Here is a 16,295-nt window from a genome sequence, read left to right as displayed (position 1 = left end):
AGATATGAGCACTATCGACACCGCAGGCGTGGTCACTTATGGCAACGCTGTCGCTGCCGCCGCGCTGCATGGCGGCGACGCCTTGCCCAGCCAGTTTCTGACTTTTCTACTCAGCGGCGACCAGTACGCGGTCGGCATCCTGCACATCAAGGAGATCATCGAATACGGCAGCCTGGCGACGGTGCCGATGATGCCCGCGTGCGTGCGCGGCGTGATCAACCTGCGCGGCGCGGTGGTGCCGGTGATGGACCTGTCGGCGCGTTTCGGCCGTGCGCAAAGCCAGATCGGCAAGCGCAGCTGCATCGTCATCGTCGAGGCGAGCGGCGTAGATGGCGATGGCAAGCAGGTACTGGGCATGCTGGTGGATGCGGTCAATGCGGTGGTGGACATCGCCGCAGACGACATCGAACCGGCGCCACCGTTCAGCACCCGCATCCGCCCCGACTTCATCGCCGGCATGGGCAAGCACAATGGCCGCTTCGTGACCCTGCTGGATATCGAGCGCGTGCTGTCCAGCGAGGAGATTGTCGAGATGGTGCGCGGCACGGCCGCCGCTGTCGCCTGAGCTGCGGAGCGCTCCATGACCGTGGCCACCATCACCGACCGCGAGTTCATGCAGTTCCAGCGCTTCATCTACGATGCGGCCGGCATCACCATGGCCGATGGCAAACAGGCGCTGGTCAGCGGCCGTCTGGCCAAGCGGCTGGCGCACTACCAAATGGACAGCTATGGCGACTATCTGCGCTTGCTGGAAAGCCGCGCGCAGCCGGCCGAGCTGCAAATGGCGGTCGATCTGCTGACCACCAACGAAACCTATTTCTTCCGCGAGCCCAAGCACTTCGCGTTGCTGCGCGAGCTGGCGCTGGAGGCAGCCGACAAGCACCGGAGCTTGCGTGTCTGGAGCGCCGCCAGTTCCAGCGGCGAGGAACCGTACAGCATCGCCATGGTGCTGGCCGACGCGCTGGGCGACGCGGCGTGGGAAGTGCTGGGCACCGACATCAGCACCCGCGTGCTGCAACGCGCCCGTAGCGGCCACTATCCGATGGAGCGCGCATCGCAGATGCCGGCCAACTACCTGAAGCGGTTTTGCCTCAAGGGCCAGGGCAGCGAAGAGGGCACCATGCTGATCGAGCGCGCGCTGCGCCAGCGGGTGCAATTCCAGCACCTGAACCTGAACGCGCCTTTGCCGAGAATGGGCACTTTCGATGTGATTTTCCTGCGCAATGTGATGATCTATTTCAGCCTGGAGACCAAGCGCCAGGTGGTGGCGCGGCTGCTGGCGCAATTGCGGCCGGGAGGATATTTCCTGATCGGCCATTCGGAAACGCTGAACGATATTAACGACAGCCTGACCGCAGTCGCGCCTTCGATTTACCGCAAGCCATGAACGACACCAAGCTGATTGATATCTTTCTGATGCCGGGCGATTATTTCGTCGGCGATGCGCGCTATCGGGTGCGCACCTTGCTGGGTTCCTGCGTGTCGATCACGCTGTGGCATCCGGCGCTGCGCATCGGCGCCATGTCGCACTTCCTGTTGCCGGGCCATGGCCGCCGCCGTAACGCACGGCCGTCCGACAAGCCGGGCATGTACGGCGCTGAAGCCATGCAGCTGCTGGTTGACGGGCTTGCCGAGCATGGCGTGCCGCTGATCCAGTGCCAGGGGAAAATCTTCGGCGGCGGCGCAATGTTCCCGCGCAGCGACAAGGTGCGGGACATCGGTGAGCAGAATGGCGACTATGCGCGCAGCATGTTGCAGCAGCATGGCGTGCATGTGGTGTCGGAAAGCCTGTTCGGCGAAGGACATCGGCAACTGATTTTCACCATCCGCAGCGGCGAGGTGCTGAGCAGGCAAGTGCCGCCCGAAGCCGCGTGGAACGATATGGGAGCAAGGACTTAGGCATGAGCGATATCAAGGTCATCATCGTTGACGATTCCGCCGTGGTGCGGCAAGTGCTGAGCGGGTTGCTGAACGCAGCGCCAGGCATCACCGTGCTGCACGCGGTCGCCAATCCGCTGCTGGCGATGGAACGCATGAAAGTGCAGTGGCCGGACGTGATTGTGCTGGATGTGGAAATGCCGAAGATGGATGGCATCACCTTCCTGCGCAAGCTGATGGTCGAGCATCCAACACCGGTGGTGATCTGCTCGACATTGACCGAGAAGGGCGCGCAGACCTCGGTGGAAGCACTGACCGCCGGCGCGGTCGCCATCATCACCAAGCCGCGCCTGGACCTCAAGCAGTTTTTGCACGACAGCGCCGACGAGCTGGTGTCCGCGGTACGGGCGGCGGGCGGCGCGCAGATAGGCCGGCTGACCAGCCGCCCGGCCGCGTCGCCGATGCCACTACACCCCTTGCCGCCGCCGGTCACCGTCAAGCTGAACGCGGATGCGATCCTGCCGCCTGCCGATGCGCGGCCGATGACCGCCACCACCGAGCGGGTCGTGGCGATAGGGACTTCCACCGGCGGCACGCAGGCGCTGGAGGAAGTGCTGACAGCGCTGCCGCGTGTGTCGCCCGGCATCGTGGTGGTGCAGCACATGCCTGAAAAATTCACCGCCGCGTTTGCGGCGCGGCTGGACAGCGTGTGCGAGGTGCGCGTCAAGGAGGCCGAGAATAATGACCGCGTGTTGCAAGGCCAGGTGCTGATCGCTCCCGGCGGCAAGCACATGCTGCTGCGGCGTACCGGTGCACAGTATTTTGTCGAGGTGGTGGATGGGCCGCTGGTCAACCGTCACCGGCCGTCGGTCGATGTGCTGTTCCGCTCCGCCGCGCGCGCTGCCGGCGCCAACGCCCTGGGCGTGATCATGACCGGCATGGGCGATGACGGCGCGGCCGGCATGCTGGAGATGCTGAAAGCCGGCGCGCGCACGGTGGCGCAGGACGAAGCCAGTTGCGTGGTGTACGGCATGCCCAAGGAGGCGGTCAAGCGCGGCGGGGTGGAGAAGTCGGTGCCGCTGAATGCGATTTATCGCGAAATCCTGCAACAGCTTTAGTCCATGGACATCACGCCCGCCGCCACCACTGAACTGCCTGCCTGGGCCGGCCGGCGGGTGCTGGTGGTCGAGGACAGCGTGGTGCAGCGCAGCTACCTGATTGGCCTGCTGCGGCAGCTGGGGTTCGGCGAGATCAGCGAAGCGGGCGATGGCAACGAAGCCTTGCGCATCCTGGAGGGCGCGGCGGAGCCGATGTATCTGGTGCTGACCGATCTGGAGATGCCGGGCATGGACGGCATCGAACTGACTTGCCAGCTGCGCGAGCGGCGCCTGACGGAAAACCTGATCGTGGTCAGCGCGCGCGACCCACGGCTGCTGGAGATTATCGAGAACATGGCTTGCGAGGACGCGTCGATAGGCTTGCTGGGCACCTTGCTGAAGCCGGTGGCGCTGGAGCCGCTGACACAGCTGCTATGCAAGGCCGTTGACCGTGGCGAAGGCTGTGCGCCGGCTGCACCGTCACAGCCACTGCCGCAAGCCTCGCTGGAAGAACTGGCGCAAGCGCTGGCCAACAACGAATTCCTGCCCTATTTCCAGCCCAAGGTGGCGATGTCCAGCGGCCAGCTGAAAGGCGTCGAGGCGCTGGCGCGCTGGCGCCATCCGCAGCGCGGGCTGCTGGCGCCGGCCCACTTCATCGGCACGCTGGAAGGCCAGCCGCTGATGGCCGAGTTCACGCTGGCGATGGTGCGGCAGGTGCTGCAACGCATCCTCGACTGGCAGCAGGCCGGCCTGCCGCCGCTGACGGTGTCGGTTAACCTGTGCGCGGAAAACCTGGCCGACCGCGACTTTATCGAACGCCTGACGGCGCAGGTGACGCGCTCCGGTGTGGCGCCCGCCTTGCTGGTGTGGGAAGTCACCGAAACCAGCGTGATGCGCCAGCTATCGCAGGCGCTGACCAATATGGGAAGACTGCGGCTGATGGGCTTTGGACTGGCGATGGACGATTTCGGCATCGGCTATTCGTCGATGCAGCAGTTCGCGCGCTGCCCGTTCACGGAACTGAAGATCGACCGCGCCTTCGTCAACGGCGCGGCACAGTGGCCAAACCGCCACATGGTGCTGAAAAGTGCGCTGGATCTCGGACAAAGCCTGGACGTGGCGACCGTGGCGGAAGGTGTCGAAACAGTGGAAGACTGGAAGCTGTTGCGCGACCTCGGTTGCGACATGGCGCAGGGGTATTTGCTGGCCAAGCCCATGCCAGCCGAAGAGCTGGTGGGATGGATGCGGCAGGACAGGCGCAGATTGCGCGCATTGGCGGGATCGGAATAAAACAACCATGCTGGGGGATGATCATGCTTTCAACGTTACAGGTACGGACCAAGATTTTGATTTTGCTGGCGGTGGCGGTTGCCGCCTTGCTGACGGTGGCGCTACTGGCTTTTTCCGGCATGAAGACACAGGGTCAGATGCTGGACCAGATTGGCAGGAACCGCATGCCGTCGGTGCAGGCGCTGCTGGTGATTAATGAGGCGCAGACGGCGATACGCTCGTCCAGCCGCGCCATCGACGCCATGGCGATGTATCCGAATGAAGTGGATGGTATTGCCCACGAGATCAAGCGCAAGCAGGACGCCTGGGCCAATGTCGACAAGGCGATGAAGGCCTACGACGCGCTACCGCAGGAAAGCGAGGAAGCCGCTGTCTGGAAAATCTTCCTCAAGCAGTGGGATAGCTGGAAGCAGCGCGACGCGGTCGTCACCGATCTCGGCGCGCAGATTCTGCGCGCCGATCCCGCCAAGCGGCGCGACTTGTTCACCGCCCTGCATAGCACGCTGCAAGAGAACCGCGCGGTGTTCCGCGAGGCGGAGGAAAGCATCAACAAAGTGGTGGCGCTGAATATCCAGTACGGCGAAACCGATGTGCAGCAGGCGGAAGCGGCATCGGCCAGTGCGCTCAAGACCATCTACCTGGCGTCGGGCATTGCGCTGGCGCTGCTGGTGATCATCGGCCTGCTGATCCTGAACGGCATCATGAAACAGCTGGGCGGCGATCCTTCGTATGCGGCTGACATTGTGCGGCGGGTGGCGGACGGTGACCTGGCGGCGGATGTACAGCTGAAGGCGGGCGACACCACCAGCCTGCTGGCGGCGATGAAGGGCATGATCGATAAGCTGTCGCAGGTGGTGCAGGAAGTGAACAACGGCGCCGAGGCGCTGGCCTCGGCCTCAGAGGAAGTCAGCGCCACCGCGCAGTCCTTGTCGCAGGCGGCCAGCGAGCAGGCTGCGGGCACCGAAGAAACCAGCGCATCGGTCGAACAGATGACGGCGTCGATTTCGCAGAACACCGAGAACGCCAAAGTCACCGACGGTATCGCCAGCAAGGCGGCGATTGAAGCAACCGAGGGCGGCGAGGCGGTCAAGTCGACGGTGTCGGCGATGCAGCAGATCGCCAAGAAGATCAGCATCATCGACGATATCGCCTACCAGACCAATCTGCTGGCGCTGAACGCGGCCATCGAGGCGGCGCGCGCGGGCGAGCATGGCAAAGGCTTTGCCGTGGTGGCGGCCGAGGTGCGCAAGCTGGCCGAGCGCAGCCAGGTGGCGGCGCAGGAAATCGAACAGGTAGCGTCGAGCAGTGTGGAACTGGCGGAGAAGGCCGGTCAGCTGCTGGACGAGATGGTGCCGAATATCCGCCGCACGTCCAATCTGGTACAGGAGATCACGGCGGCATCGGAGGAACAGTCGGCCGGCGTGGGACAGATCAACGCCGCCGTCACGCAGCTGAGCCAGACCACGCAGCAGAATGCGTCCAGCTCCGAGGAGCTGGCGGCGACGGCGGAAGAAATGAGCGGCCAGGCGGAGCAGCTGCAGCACACCATGGCCTTCTTCAAGCTGGCTGGCGGATCGCGGCCGGTGCGTACGCCGCTTGCGCCACGCAAGCCAGGCCGCGCGGGAAGGACGCAGGTAGGCCTTGCATCCAGCCGCCGCATGAGCGAAATGAGCGAGCCGGATGAGTCGCATTTCGTCAAATTTTGAGCGATAAGGCACACCGTTATTTTTGGTGAGATTTGAGGATCAATAATGGTTCACAATGAATTGATCCCGTGTCCTCAAGGAGTATTCGCCCATGTTCAAGATGATGAAAATGGAGACCCGGTTGCATGCCGGGTTTGGCCTTGTTGTGTTGCTGGTCGTGTTGATGGGGATAGTCGCTTTCAGCAAGCTGACTTCCCTGCACGATCATTGGATGGATTTCGAAAATGTCACGCTGGCGCGCAAGAACGCCGTGCTCGAAGGCGTTACCGCGCATGGCCGCGCCGTGCGTCACTTCAAAAATTATATTCTCCGCGGCCCGGACAGCAACGCCCAGTTCCGCACGGAGCTGGCCAATATCGAAAAGCAGATGGAGATTTACCGCACCGCCGGCCCGCTGACGCAGGAAGAGCAAGTACTGCTGGGCGAGGTGCAAAGCAGCGTCAAAGCCTATGACCACAGCATGGCGCAGCTGGAGGCCATGCATGAGAAAGGCATGACGGCGCTGGAGATGGACAAGAATATCAAGGGCGCCGATGAAGCCATCGCCAATGCCTTCCGCAAGCTGCTCAAGGTGAACGAGGTCGAAACCAGGGAGGAGTCGGAGTCGATGACGCAAGTCGCCAACTCCGCCAAGCAAATCATCCTGGGCGTGGACGTGGTGATCGCGGTGCTGGGCTGCGTGCTGGCGGTGTGGCTGGGACGTAGCTTGTCCGCCATCGTGCGCGATGTGCAGCAGGTGGTGCTGAATCTTTCCGGCTCCGCGCAGGAGGTCAGCGCCACCGCGCAATCGCTGTCGCAGGCTTCCAGCGAGCAGGCGGCGGGCGTGGAAGAAACCAGTGCGTCGATCGAGCAGATGACGGCTTCGATTGCACAGAACACCGAGAACGCCAAGATCACCGACGGCATTGCGACCCAGGCGGCGGTGGAAGCGGCGCGCGGCGGCGAGGTGGTCAAGGCTACGGCATCGGCGATGAAGCAGATCGCCGGCAAGATTGGCATCATCGACGATATCGCCTACCAGACCAATTTGCTGGCGCTGAATGCGGCCATCGAGGCGGCGCGCGCGGGCGAGCATGGCAAGGGTTTTGCCGTGGTGGCGGCCGAGGTGCGCAAGCTGGCCGAGCGCAGCCAGGTGGCGGCGCAGGAAATCAGTTCGGTGGCGGCGGACAGCGTGAAACTGGCCGAGCAGGCCGGCGCGATGTTTGATGAGCTGGCGCCGAATATCCGCAAGACGTCCGAACTGGTGCAGGAAATTTCGGCAGCGTCGGAGGAGCAAAGCTCCGGCGTGCGGCAGATTAATGGGGCGGTGATACAGCTCAGCGAGACGACGCAGGTGAATGCGGCCAGCTCGGAGGAATTGGCGGCGACGTCGGAAGAGATGAGCGCGCAGGCGGATCAGCTGCGGCGCTTGATGTCGGTGTTCCGGCAGTATGCGGTGGATGACGGGCCGCGCGTTACCGCGCGGCGGCCGGCCCTGTTGAAGGCGGCCGGCGCGGCGCGGCCGGCGCGCGCGGTCAGCTTGTCGGCTGATAGCGCGCCGGATGAAACCAAGTTCACGCGCTTCTAGCGCTTACTTGGCTGGCTTGATGAATTTCAGCGTCATGCGGTCGCTCTCGCCGATGGCCTGGTATTTGGCGCGGTCTTCATCCTTGTTGGTATAAGTCGGTGGCAGCGCCCACACGCCGTTCTTGTGATCGGCCGTGTCTTTCGGGTTGGCGTTGACCTCCGACTTGCCCGCCAGGTTGAAGCCCGCATCCTCGGCCAGCTTGATCACATACGCTTCGTGCATATAGCCGCTGCTGGCGGTAGCGTCCTGCGTTTTCGATGCCGGCAGGCGGTGTTCCTCGATGCCCAGCACGCCGCCCGGTTTCAGCACCGTGTACAGATTGCTGAATAAATCCTTCATCTTCTCCGGCCCCAATGGTATCCAGTTGTGGATATTGCGGAAGGTGACCACCATGTCGACGCTGTTCGGCGGCGCCAGCTCGTATTTGCGGCCTGGCGAGAACACGCCGAGCGCCACCTTGTTGTACGCCTCCGGCTTGGCGTTCAAACGCGCCATGAAGCGCTCGGCGCCTTTTCGTTCGTTTTCGTTCGGCGATGCCAGGTCATTGCCGCCGGTGATCAGCTTGCCGTGGTTGCGCAGGTAGGGTGCCAGGATCTCGGTGTACCAGCCAGCGCCGGGCGCCAGCTCCACCACCGTCATATTCGGCTTGAGGCCGAAGAAGGACAGCGTTTCGTAGGGATGACGATAAACGTCGCGCTTGACGTTGTCCGGCGTGCGCGTTGGCGCGGCGATCGCCGCTTTCAGCGCATCGTCCGCCAATGCGCCACTGTTCGCGCCCATCAGCATGGTGGTGGCCAAAGCCGCCAATACAAATCGTTTCATGCACAATCTCCTGAAGTGTGGTGGTGAGCGATCATCGGCCAAGCACGCAAACAGGTCAAGCGAAAAGGCGTGCGCACCGCCCCGGTGCGCGGACACTGGCCGGACACCACGCGGACACATAAGCGGACACTTCGGACACGCAAATTGCCGCTTGCAGAACGCATGCCGATGGCATACATTTTGCAATTGGTGTTCTTAACCCGGCGCTAATATTGTAAAAACCCTAGAACAGGCGACGGATATTCAGCCATATGGGCGGCTGGCCCACAACAATGTTGGAGATAATATGGAACGACGTGCATTCCTCAATATCAGTAGTCTGGCGATGGGCACCATGCTGCTGCCCACCTTTGGCCGCGCCATCGCTGCCGAAGAGCTGCTCAAGCCAGTGGATATCAAGTTCAAGAAAACCCTGGCCGACACCGCGATGATGGCCGCCACGCAAGCCGGCGCCTCGTACTGCGACGTGCGCGTGGGCCGCTACCTGAATCAGTTCATCACCACCCGCGACCTGAACGTGGAAAACGTCACCAACACCGAATCGGCCGGCGTCGGCGTGCGCGTGATCGCCGGCGGCGCTTACGGCTTTGCCGCCACCAATGACATGACGCCGGATGGCGTGGCTGCTGCCGCGCGCCAGGCGGTGGCGATCGCCAAGGCCAACGCCAAGCTGCAAACCGAGCCGCTGATCCTGGCGCCGGTGAAGGGCGTGGGCGAAGTGTCGTGGGCCACGCCCATCGTCAAGGACTGGCGCACGGTGCCGATCAAGGACAAGGCCGAGCTGCTGATCGCCGCCAACAAGGCCGGCATGGACGGCGGCGCCAGCTTCATGCAGTCCTTGCTGTTCCAGGTCAACCAGCAGAAGTACTTTGCCTCCACCGACGGCTCGTATATCGACCAGGATGTGCATCGCCTGTGGGTGCCGTTCTTCGCCACCGCCGTCGATAAGAAAGAGAACAAGTTCCGCAACCGCCAGGGCTTGTCGGCCCCGGTCGGCATGGGCTATGAATACCTGGACGCACGTCCCGAGCACAAGCTGCAGGCGGCTGGCGGCGTGACCACGCTGTACACCAAATCCTACGACATCATTGAAGATGCGCGCCTGGCCGGCAAGCAGGCCAGGGCCAAGCTGAAAGCCAAGTCGGTGGAGCCGGGAAAATACGATCTGGTGCTGACGCCAGAGCACCTGTGGCTGACCATCCACGAATCGGTTGGCCACCCGACCGAGCTGGATCGTGTGCTGGGCTACGAGGCCAATTACGCTGGCACCAGCTTCGCCACGCTGGACAAATGGCAGACCAGGAAATTCAAGTATGGCGCCGACATCGTCAACATCGTCGCCGACAAGACCACGCCGGGTTCTCTGGGCGCGGTGGGCTACGACGACGAAGGCGTCAAGTGCAAGAACTGGGACATCATCAAGGACGGCATCCTGGTCAACTACCAGGCCACGCGCGACCAGGCCCACATCATCGGCGAGAAAGAATCGCACGGCTGCTCGTATGCGGACAACTGGGCCAATGTGCAGTTCCAGCGCATGCCGAACGTGTCGCTCAAGGCCGGCAAGAAAAAGCTGACGCCGGACGAGATGATCAAGGACGTCAAGAAGGGGATCTATATCGTCGGCGATGGTTCGTTCTCGATCGACCAGCAACGCTACAACTTCCAGTTTGGCGGCCAGCTGTTCTACGAGATCAAGAACGGCAAGATCGGCCAGCAGCTGGAGGACGTAGCCTACCAGTCCAACACCCAGGAATTCTGGAACGCCTGCGTGGCGATCTGCGACGAGCGCGATTGGCGCATGGGCGGTTCCTTCTTCGACGGCAAGGGCCAGCCGCCGCAAGTGTCGATTGTGTCGCACGGTGCTTCGACCACGCGCTTCAACGGCGTCAACGTTATCAATACCGCCCGCAAGATCGGCTAAGTCCTGGAGAGAGACAACTATGAAATTCCTGAGTCAAGAAGAGACCAAGCGTATCAGCGATAAAGTGCTGTCGCTGACCAAGGCCGATCAGTGCGAAGTCAACATCACCGGCAGCCGCAAAGGCAATATCCGCTACGCGCGCAATGCCGTGTCGACCGCCGGCCTGATCGAAGACACGCAGCTGGTGGTGTCGGTGGCCTTCGGCAAAAAGCAGGGCACTGCATCGATCAACGAGTTCGATGACAAGTCGCTGGAAAAAGCGGTGCGCCGTGCGGAAGACCTGGCGCGCCTGGCGCCGGAAAATCCGGAGTTCATGCCGACGCCGACCAAGCAGGAGTACAAGGCCACGCAGACCTTCTTCCAGAAGACCGCCGACATCGATCCGGAATTCCGCGCGCAGGTGGCGGCATACAGCATCGAGAACTCGCGCAAGAACAAGCTGGTGGCGGCGGGCTTCTTCACCGACGGCACGTCGTTTAGCGCCATCGCCAATTCGAACGGCGTATTCGGCTACCAGCAGGATACGGGGCTGGACTTCACGCTGACTGTGCGCACCGAAGACGGCCGGGGTTCCGGCTGGGTCAAGCGCAGTGTCGGCGACGCCAGCAAGTTCGATGCGCGTTCGGCGTCGGATATCGCCATTGAGAAAGCACTCAAATCGGTGGACGCCAAGGCGCTGGAGCCGGGCCGCTACACGGTGATCCTGGAGCCGGCCGCCACCTCCGACGTGCTGGCATACATGTTCAACGCCTTCGATGCACGTTCGGCCGACGAGGGCCGCAGCTTCCTGTCGAAGAAAGGCGGCGGCAACCGCCTGGGCGAGAAGCTGTTCGATGAGCAGGTCAATGTATGGGCCGATCCATGGGACAAGGATGTCGCCGTGCTGCCGTGGGATGCTGGCAGCATGTTGGCGCGCGAGCGTCAGGACATCATCAAGAATGGCCGCATCGCCAATCTGGACTACTCGCAGTACTGGGCCAAGAAGCAGGGCAAGCGCGCGATTGGCTCGCCGGGTAATATCATCATGGCTGGCACCAACAAGTCGACCGAGGAGTTGATTGCCAATACCAAGAAAGGCATCCTGGTTACGCGCACCTGGTACATCCGCATGGTGGACCCGCAATCGCTGCTGCTGACCGGCCTGACGCGCGACGGCACCTTCTACATCGAGAACGGCAAGATCAAGCATCCGATCAAGAACTTCCGCTTTAACGAAAGCCCGGTGTCGATGCTGAACAACATCGATGAAATCGGCAAGCCGGAGATTCTGTCGGGCGACGAGTCGCAATTCCAGTTGCTGATCCCGGCCATGAAGGTCCGCGATTTCAACTTCACGTCGCTGTCGGATGCAGTGTAAGTTTTAACCCAGGAGTACATAGTGGAACGTCGTTCATTCTTAAAAGTAGGCGCCGTCGCTGGCGGCAGCCTGCTGGTGCCGGTTTTCGGCAATGCGATCGCGGCCGAAGAGCTGCTCAACCCCATGGCCGTGCAGTTCAAGAAGTCACTGGCCGACGCCGCAATGAACGCGGCCACCAAGGCCGGTGCGTCGTATTGCGACGTGCGCATCGGCCGCTATCTGAACCAGTTCATCACCACGCGTGACCTGAACGTGGAAAACATCGTCAACACCGAATCGTCCGGTGTCGGTGTGCGCGTGATCGCCAACGGGGCTTACGGCTTTTGCTCGACCAATGTGATGACGCTGGACTCGGTGGCCGATGCGGCGCGCCAGGCGGTGGCCATCGCACGTGCGAATTCCAAGCTGCAAAGCGAACCGGTGCTGCTGGCGCCGGTGAAAGGCGTTGGTGAAGTGTCGTGGGCTACGCCGTTCAAAAAAGACTGGCGCGCGGTGCCGATCAAGGAAAAAGCGGAGCTGCTGCTGGCCGCCAACAAGGCTGGGCTGGATGCAGGCGCCAGCTTCATGGCCGCCAATCTGTTCCAGGTCAACCAGCAAAAGTATTTCGCGTCGACCGACGGATCGTATATCGACCAGGATGTGCATCGTTTGTGGTCGCCGTTCACCGCCACTGCGGTCGATAAGGCCAGCGGCAAGTTCCGCACCCGTGATGGCCTGTCGTCGCCAGCCAGCATGGGCTATGAGTTCTTCGACTGCAAGCCGGAGAACCGGGTCAAGGCCGCAGGCAATGTGACCACGCTTTATAAGGGCGCGTACGACCTGATCGAAGACGCGCGTGCGGCCGGCCGCCAGGCGCGCGAGAAGCTGACCGCAAAAACGGTCGAACCGGGCAAGTACGATCTGGTGCTGTCGCCGGAACACCTGTTCCTGACCATCCATGAATCGGTCGGCCATGCGACTGAGCTGGATCGCGTGCTGGGCTATGAGGCCAACTACGCCGGCACCAGCTTCGCCACGCTGGACAAGTGGAAGAGCAAGAACTTCAAGTACGGCTCGGAGATGGTCAACTTCGTCGCCGACAAGACCACGCCGGGGTCGCTCGGCCTGGTCGGCTATGACGACGAAGGCGTGGCCTCCAAGCGCTGGGACCTGATACGCAACGGTATTCTGGTCAACTACCAGGCGACGCGCGACCAGGCCGCCGTCATCGGCGAAAAAGAATCGCATGGCTGTTCCTACGCCGACAGCTGGAGCAGCGTGCAGTTCCAGCGCATGCCGAACGTGTCGCTGGAAGCGGGCAAGAAGAAGCTGACGCCGGACGAGATGATCAAAGACGTCAAGAAAGGCATCTATATCCTGGGCCGTGGCTCGTTCTCGATTGACCAGCAGCGCTACAACTTCCAGTTTGGCGGCCAGCTGTACTTTGAAATCAAGAACGGCAAGATCGTCAATCAGCTGGAAGACGTGGCTTACCAATCGAACACGCAGGAATTCTGGAACGCCTGTACCGCCTTGTGTGATGAGCGCGACTGGCGCATGGGCGGCTCGTTCTTTGATGGAAAAGGCCAGCCTAGCCAGGTCAGCGCCGTGTCGCATGGTTCGCCAACCACGCGCTTCAACGGCGTCAACGTGATCAACACTGCCCGCAAAATAGGATAAACAACGATGAAGATGCTGAATCAGGAAGAAGCAAAGCGCATCTGCGACAAAGTCATGTCGCTGTCCAAGGCCGATGAATGCCGCGTGCAGATCAACGGTACGCGTAACGGCAATATCCGCTATGCGCGCAACGCTGTGTCGACTGCGGGCTTGAATTCGAATACGCAGCTGACGGTGAGCGTCGCTTTCGGGAAGCGCCAGGGCACCGCATCGATCAATGAGTTTGACGACAAGTCGCTGGAAAAAGTGGTGCGCCGGGCGGAAGATGTGGCGCGCCTGGCGCCGGAGAATCCTGAATTCCTGCCGGCGATTAAAAAGCAGGATTTCAAACCTTCCGCCACCTTCAGCGAGGCGACTGCCGCCATCGACCCGGAGTATCGCGCCGAAGTGGCTGCGGCCAGTATCAACTCGGCGCGCAAGCAGGGCCTGATCGCCGCTGGCTTCTTCAGCGACACCACCGGCTTTGAAACGGTGGCCAATTCGAATGGCGTATTCGGCTACCAGACGCTGAGCAATCTGGGCTTCACCGTGACTACGCGCACCGAAGATGGCCGTGGTTCCGGCTGGGTGACCCGATCTGCCAATGATGCGCGCAAGTTCGACGCACGCGAAGCTTCCGAGATCGCCATCGAGAAGGCACTGAAATCGGTGGAGGCCAAGGCGCTGGAACCGGGCCGCTACACGGTGATCCTGGAGCCGGCCGCCACTTCGGAAATCATCGGCCGCATGTATGGCGCCTTCGATGCACGGCAGGCCGACGAGGGCCGCAGCTTCCTGTCGAAGAAGGGCGGCGGCAATCGCCTGGGCGAGAAGCTGTTCGACGAACAGGTGAACATCTATGCCGACCCGTGGAATCCGGACGTGCCAGTGCTGCCTTGGGATAGCCAGGCGATGCTGGCGCGTGAGCGCGCGGACGTGATCAAGAACGGCAAGATCGCGTCGCTGGACTACACCCGCTACTGGGCCGAGAAGCAGGGCCAGCGCGCCACTGGCCGCCACGGCAATATGATCATGACGGGCGGCAGCAAATCGACCGAGGAACTGATCGCCAATACCAAGAAGGGCATCCTGGTCACCCGCACCTGGTATATCCGCATGGTCGATCCGCAGTCGCTGCTGCTGACCGGCCTGACGCGCGACGGCACTTTCTATATCGAGAACGGCAAGATCAAGCATCCGGTGAAGAACTTCCGCTTCAATGAAAGCCCGGTGACGATGCTGAACAATATAGATGAACTGGGAAAACCGGTGGTGATCGGTGGCGATGAAGTGCGCTATCAGATGCTGATCCCGGCGATGAAGGTGCGCGACTTTAACTTTACGTCGCTGTCGGACGCGGTATAAGGCTGCTGTGGCTTCGTACGATTTCTATTTCACCCGTCTGACGTATGAGTCGGGCGACTGGGATGTGGATGTCCGCATGCCCAGCAATGTGCTCAACTCGCTGGTGGAGTACACCACCTTGCGGGTTGATCCCGTTGAGCGCATCGTCGCGCTGTCCGATCCGAAGATGCTGGAGGCGCCGTTCTGCTATTTCGCCGGCCACAAGCTGGTGCAGTTCACGGCGGCCGAGCGCAAGAATCTGGAGCGCTATATCAAGGGTGGCGGCTTCCTGTTCGTGGATGACTGCAACCACGATATCGACGGGCTGTTTGCGAAATCGTTTGAAGCTGAAATCGGCCGCATCTTCGGGCCGAAGGCGCTGCACAAGATCCCCAATAATCATCCGGTCTATTCCAGCTTCTTCAAGTTTGAAGATGGGCCGCCGAATACCGCCGTGGAGCTGAACGGCTGGGGCGACGATCTGGTGCACGATTATCTGAAGGCGATCGAGGTGGGCGGCCGCGTGCGGCTTTTGTACAGCAACAAGGACTATGGCTGCGAATGGGATTACGACTTCCGCAACAAGCGTTTCCTCGCCGTCGACAATACCCGCTTTGCGGTCAATATCATTCAATATGCGTTGGGAGCGTAGTTATGGCTGAAGGTATCGCCTGGAGCGAACATGAAATCGGCGAACTGACCGCCAAGGTGAAGGCGCTGAAGGCGAGCATGGCGCGCGTGATTATCGGGCAGGAAAACGTGATCGACTCGTTGATCATCTGCCTGCTGGCGGGCGGCCACGCGCTGGTCGAGGGCGTGCCGGGACTGGGCAAGACGCTGCTGGTGAAATCCTTGTCGCAGGCGACCGAACTGGACTTCCATCGCGTGCAATTCACGCCGGACCTGATGCCGTCCGATATCGTCGGCACCGAGATTCTGGAAGAAGACCATGCGACGCGCAAGCGCGAGTTCCGCTTCCAGCAAGGGCCGGTGTTCACGCAGGTGCTGCTGGCCGATGAGATCAACCGCGCCCCGCCGAAGACACAGTCGGCGCTGCTGGAAGCGATGCAGGAACGCAGCGTGACCTTCGCTGGCCAGACGCACAAGCTGCCCAAGCCTTTCTTTGTGCTGGCGACGCAGAATCCGATCGAACAGGCGGGCACATATCCGCTGCCGGAAGCGCAGCTGGACCGCTTCCTGCTGCGCATCGATGTGGTGTATCCAAGCGAGGCCGAGGAAATCGCCATGGTTTCCGCTACCACGCACGCCGGCCTGAAAGACGCTGAACCGGTGATGGATGTGGCTACGCTGCTGCGCCTCCAGCAACTGGTGCGCGACATCGAGATCGGCGACCATCTGGTGACCTACGCAACGCGGCTGGTGCGCGCAACGCGTCCATCGCTGACTACGGTCCCTGCGGTGCAAAAGCATATCGGCTGGGGCGCTGGTCCGCGCGCAGGGCAGGCGCTGGTACTGGCATCCAAGGCGCGCGCACTGATGCAGGGCCGACTGGCCGTCACGCGCGAAGATATCGCCGAGATGCTGCTGCCGGTGCTGGCGCACCGCGTGCTGCGCAACTTTGAAGCGGAAGCGGATGGCGTGGCTATCGCCGACATCCTGCAAGCGCTGCGTGAGCATATTCGTCCTGAATAATGCACGTCTCCGCAAGCGC

14 protein-coding genes are annotated in these 16,295 nt (G+C 61.9%); 13 read left to right on the top strand and 1 reads right to left on the bottom strand.

The features are described 5' to 3' along the window. Window positions 1-4: 4 nt before the first annotated feature. The 7 genes from KW842_RS25385 to KW842_RS25355 all read left to right on the top strand — a co-directional run bounded on the left by KW842_RS25385 (window position 5) and on the right by KW842_RS25355 (window position 7,538). Window positions 5-565, top strand: coding sequence for a chemotaxis protein CheW (locus tag KW842_RS25385; RefSeq protein ID WP_218306905.1), 561 nt, complete (start codon window positions 5-7; stop codon window positions 563-565). A 15-nt stretch (window positions 566-580) separates the two neighbouring features. After that, the gene (locus tag KW842_RS25380; protein WP_218306904.1) at window positions 581-1,387 is read left to right on the top strand and encodes a protein-glutamate O-methyltransferase CheR; all 807 of its coding nucleotides are present in this window, start codon (window positions 581-583) and stop codon (window positions 1,385-1,387) included. Continuing rightward, on the top strand, window positions 1,384-1,899 hold the full coding sequence (locus KW842_RS25375; RefSeq protein WP_218306903.1) for a chemotaxis protein CheD: 516 nt from the start codon (window positions 1,384-1,386) through the stop codon (window positions 1,897-1,899). The genes KW842_RS25380 and KW842_RS25375 overlap by 4 nt, the downstream gene beginning before the upstream one ends. Before the next feature lie 2 nt (window positions 1,900-1,901). Next, the gene (locus KW842_RS25370) at window positions 1,902-2,996 is read left to right on the top strand and encodes a chemotaxis response regulator protein-glutamate methylesterase (RefSeq protein ID WP_218306902.1); all 1,095 of its coding nucleotides are present in this window, start codon (window positions 1,902-1,904) and stop codon (window positions 2,994-2,996) included. Window positions 2,997-2,999: 3 nt separating this feature from the next. Further along, window positions 3,000-4,265, top strand: coding sequence for an EAL domain-containing protein (locus KW842_RS25365; RefSeq protein ID WP_218306901.1), 1,266 nt, complete (start codon window positions 3,000-3,002; stop codon window positions 4,263-4,265). Between the two features lie 23 nt (window positions 4,266-4,288). Continuing rightward, window positions 4,289-5,971 carry a methyl-accepting chemotaxis protein gene (locus tag KW842_RS25360; RefSeq protein ID WP_218306900.1) on the top strand — a complete coding sequence of 561 codons (1,683 nt, stop codon included), beginning with the start codon at window positions 4,289-4,291 and terminating at the stop codon, window positions 5,969-5,971. A gap of 91 nt (window positions 5,972-6,062) precedes the next feature. Then, window positions 6,063-7,538: a methyl-accepting chemotaxis protein gene (locus tag KW842_RS25355; RefSeq protein ID WP_218306899.1), complete on the top strand. Its 1,476-nt coding sequence runs from the start codon at window positions 6,063-6,065 to the stop codon at window positions 7,536-7,538. 3 nt (window positions 7,539-7,541) lie between these two features. On the opposite strand, the gene KW842_RS25350 is transcribed toward KW842_RS25355, so the two are convergent. Beyond that, the gene (locus tag KW842_RS25350; protein ID WP_218306898.1) at window positions 7,542-8,360 is read right to left on the bottom strand and encodes a class I SAM-dependent methyltransferase; all 819 of its coding nucleotides are present in this window, start codon (window positions 8,358-8,360) and stop codon (window positions 7,542-7,544) included. Between the two features lie 286 nt (window positions 8,361-8,646). On the opposite strand from KW842_RS25350, the gene KW842_RS25345 reads away from it, so the two are divergent. From KW842_RS25345 to KW842_RS25320, 6 genes are read left to right on the top strand one after another with little or no spacing between them, the layout of a single operon-like run. Further along, a complete protein-coding gene (locus tag KW842_RS25345; protein WP_218306897.1) occupies window positions 8,647-10,284 on the top strand; it encodes a TldD/PmbA family protein in 1,638 nt (545 codons plus the stop codon). Between the two features lie 19 nt (window positions 10,285-10,303). Further along, on the top strand, window positions 10,304-11,641 hold the full coding sequence (locus KW842_RS25340; RefSeq protein WP_218306896.1) for a TldD/PmbA family protein: 1,338 nt from the start codon (window positions 10,304-10,306) through the stop codon (window positions 11,639-11,641). A 21-nt stretch (window positions 11,642-11,662) separates the two neighbouring features. Next, window positions 11,663-13,300, top strand: coding sequence for a TldD/PmbA family protein (locus tag KW842_RS25335; protein ID WP_218306895.1), 1,638 nt, complete (start codon window positions 11,663-11,665; stop codon window positions 13,298-13,300). 6 nt (window positions 13,301-13,306) lie between these two features. Then, window positions 13,307-14,644, top strand: coding sequence for a TldD/PmbA family protein (locus tag KW842_RS25330; RefSeq protein ID WP_218306894.1), 1,338 nt, complete (start codon window positions 13,307-13,309; stop codon window positions 14,642-14,644). A 7-nt stretch (window positions 14,645-14,651) separates the two neighbouring features. Then, window positions 14,652-15,275, top strand: coding sequence for a DUF4159 domain-containing protein (locus KW842_RS25325; protein WP_218306893.1), 624 nt, complete (start codon window positions 14,652-14,654; stop codon window positions 15,273-15,275). A gap of 2 nt (window positions 15,276-15,277) precedes the next feature. After that, window positions 15,278-16,276 carry a MoxR family ATPase gene (locus KW842_RS25320; protein ID WP_218306892.1) on the top strand — a complete coding sequence of 333 codons (999 nt, stop codon included), beginning with the start codon at window positions 15,278-15,280 and terminating at the stop codon, window positions 16,274-16,276. Window positions 16,277-16,295 lie beyond the last annotated feature (19 nt).

It is taken from the genome of Duganella sp. sic0402 (assembly GCF_019219065.1).
GTDB lineage: Bacteria > Pseudomonadota > Gammaproteobacteria > Burkholderiales > Burkholderiaceae_D > Rugamonas.
This window is presented reverse-complemented; position numbering and strand designations above follow the sequence as displayed.

Bases quoted from the DNA above. Each gene is read 5' to 3' on its own strand.
- KW842_RS25330 (WP_218306894.1), top strand. From the start codon at position 13,307: ATGAAGATGCTGAATCAGGAAGAAGCAAAGCGCATCTGCGACAAAGTC.
- KW842_RS25360 (WP_218306900.1), top strand. From the start codon at position 4,289: ATGCTTTCAACGTTACAGGTACGGACCAAGATTTTGATTTTGCTGGCG.
- KW842_RS25355 (WP_218306899.1), top strand. From the start codon at position 6,063: ATGTTCAAGATGATGAAAATGGAGACCCGGTTGCATGCCGGGTTTGGC.
- KW842_RS25370 (WP_218306902.1), top strand. From the start codon at position 1,902: ATGAGCGATATCAAGGTCATCATCGTTGACGATTCCGCCGTGGTGCGG.
- KW842_RS25345 (WP_218306897.1), top strand. From the start codon at position 8,647: ATGGAACGACGTGCATTCCTCAATATCAGTAGTCTGGCGATGGGCACC.
- KW842_RS25340 (WP_218306896.1), top strand. From the start codon at position 10,304: ATGAAATTCCTGAGTCAAGAAGAGACCAAGCGTATCAGCGATAAAGTG.
- KW842_RS25350 (WP_218306898.1), bottom strand. From the start codon at position 8,360: ATGAAACGATTTGTATTGGCGGCTTTGGCCACCACCATGCTGATGGGC.
- KW842_RS25320 (WP_218306892.1), top strand. From the start codon at position 15,278: ATGGCTGAAGGTATCGCCTGGAGCGAACATGAAATCGGCGAACTGACC.
- KW842_RS25365 (WP_218306901.1), top strand. From the start codon at position 3,000: ATGGACATCACGCCCGCCGCCACCACTGAACTGCCTGCCTGGGCCGGC.
- KW842_RS25375 (WP_218306903.1), top strand. From the start codon at position 1,384: ATGAACGACACCAAGCTGATTGATATCTTTCTGATGCCGGGCGATTAT.
- KW842_RS25380 (WP_218306904.1), top strand. From the start codon at position 581: ATGACCGTGGCCACCATCACCGACCGCGAGTTCATGCAGTTCCAGCGC.
- KW842_RS25385 (WP_218306905.1), top strand. From the start codon at position 5: ATGAGCACTATCGACACCGCAGGCGTGGTCACTTATGGCAACGCTGTC.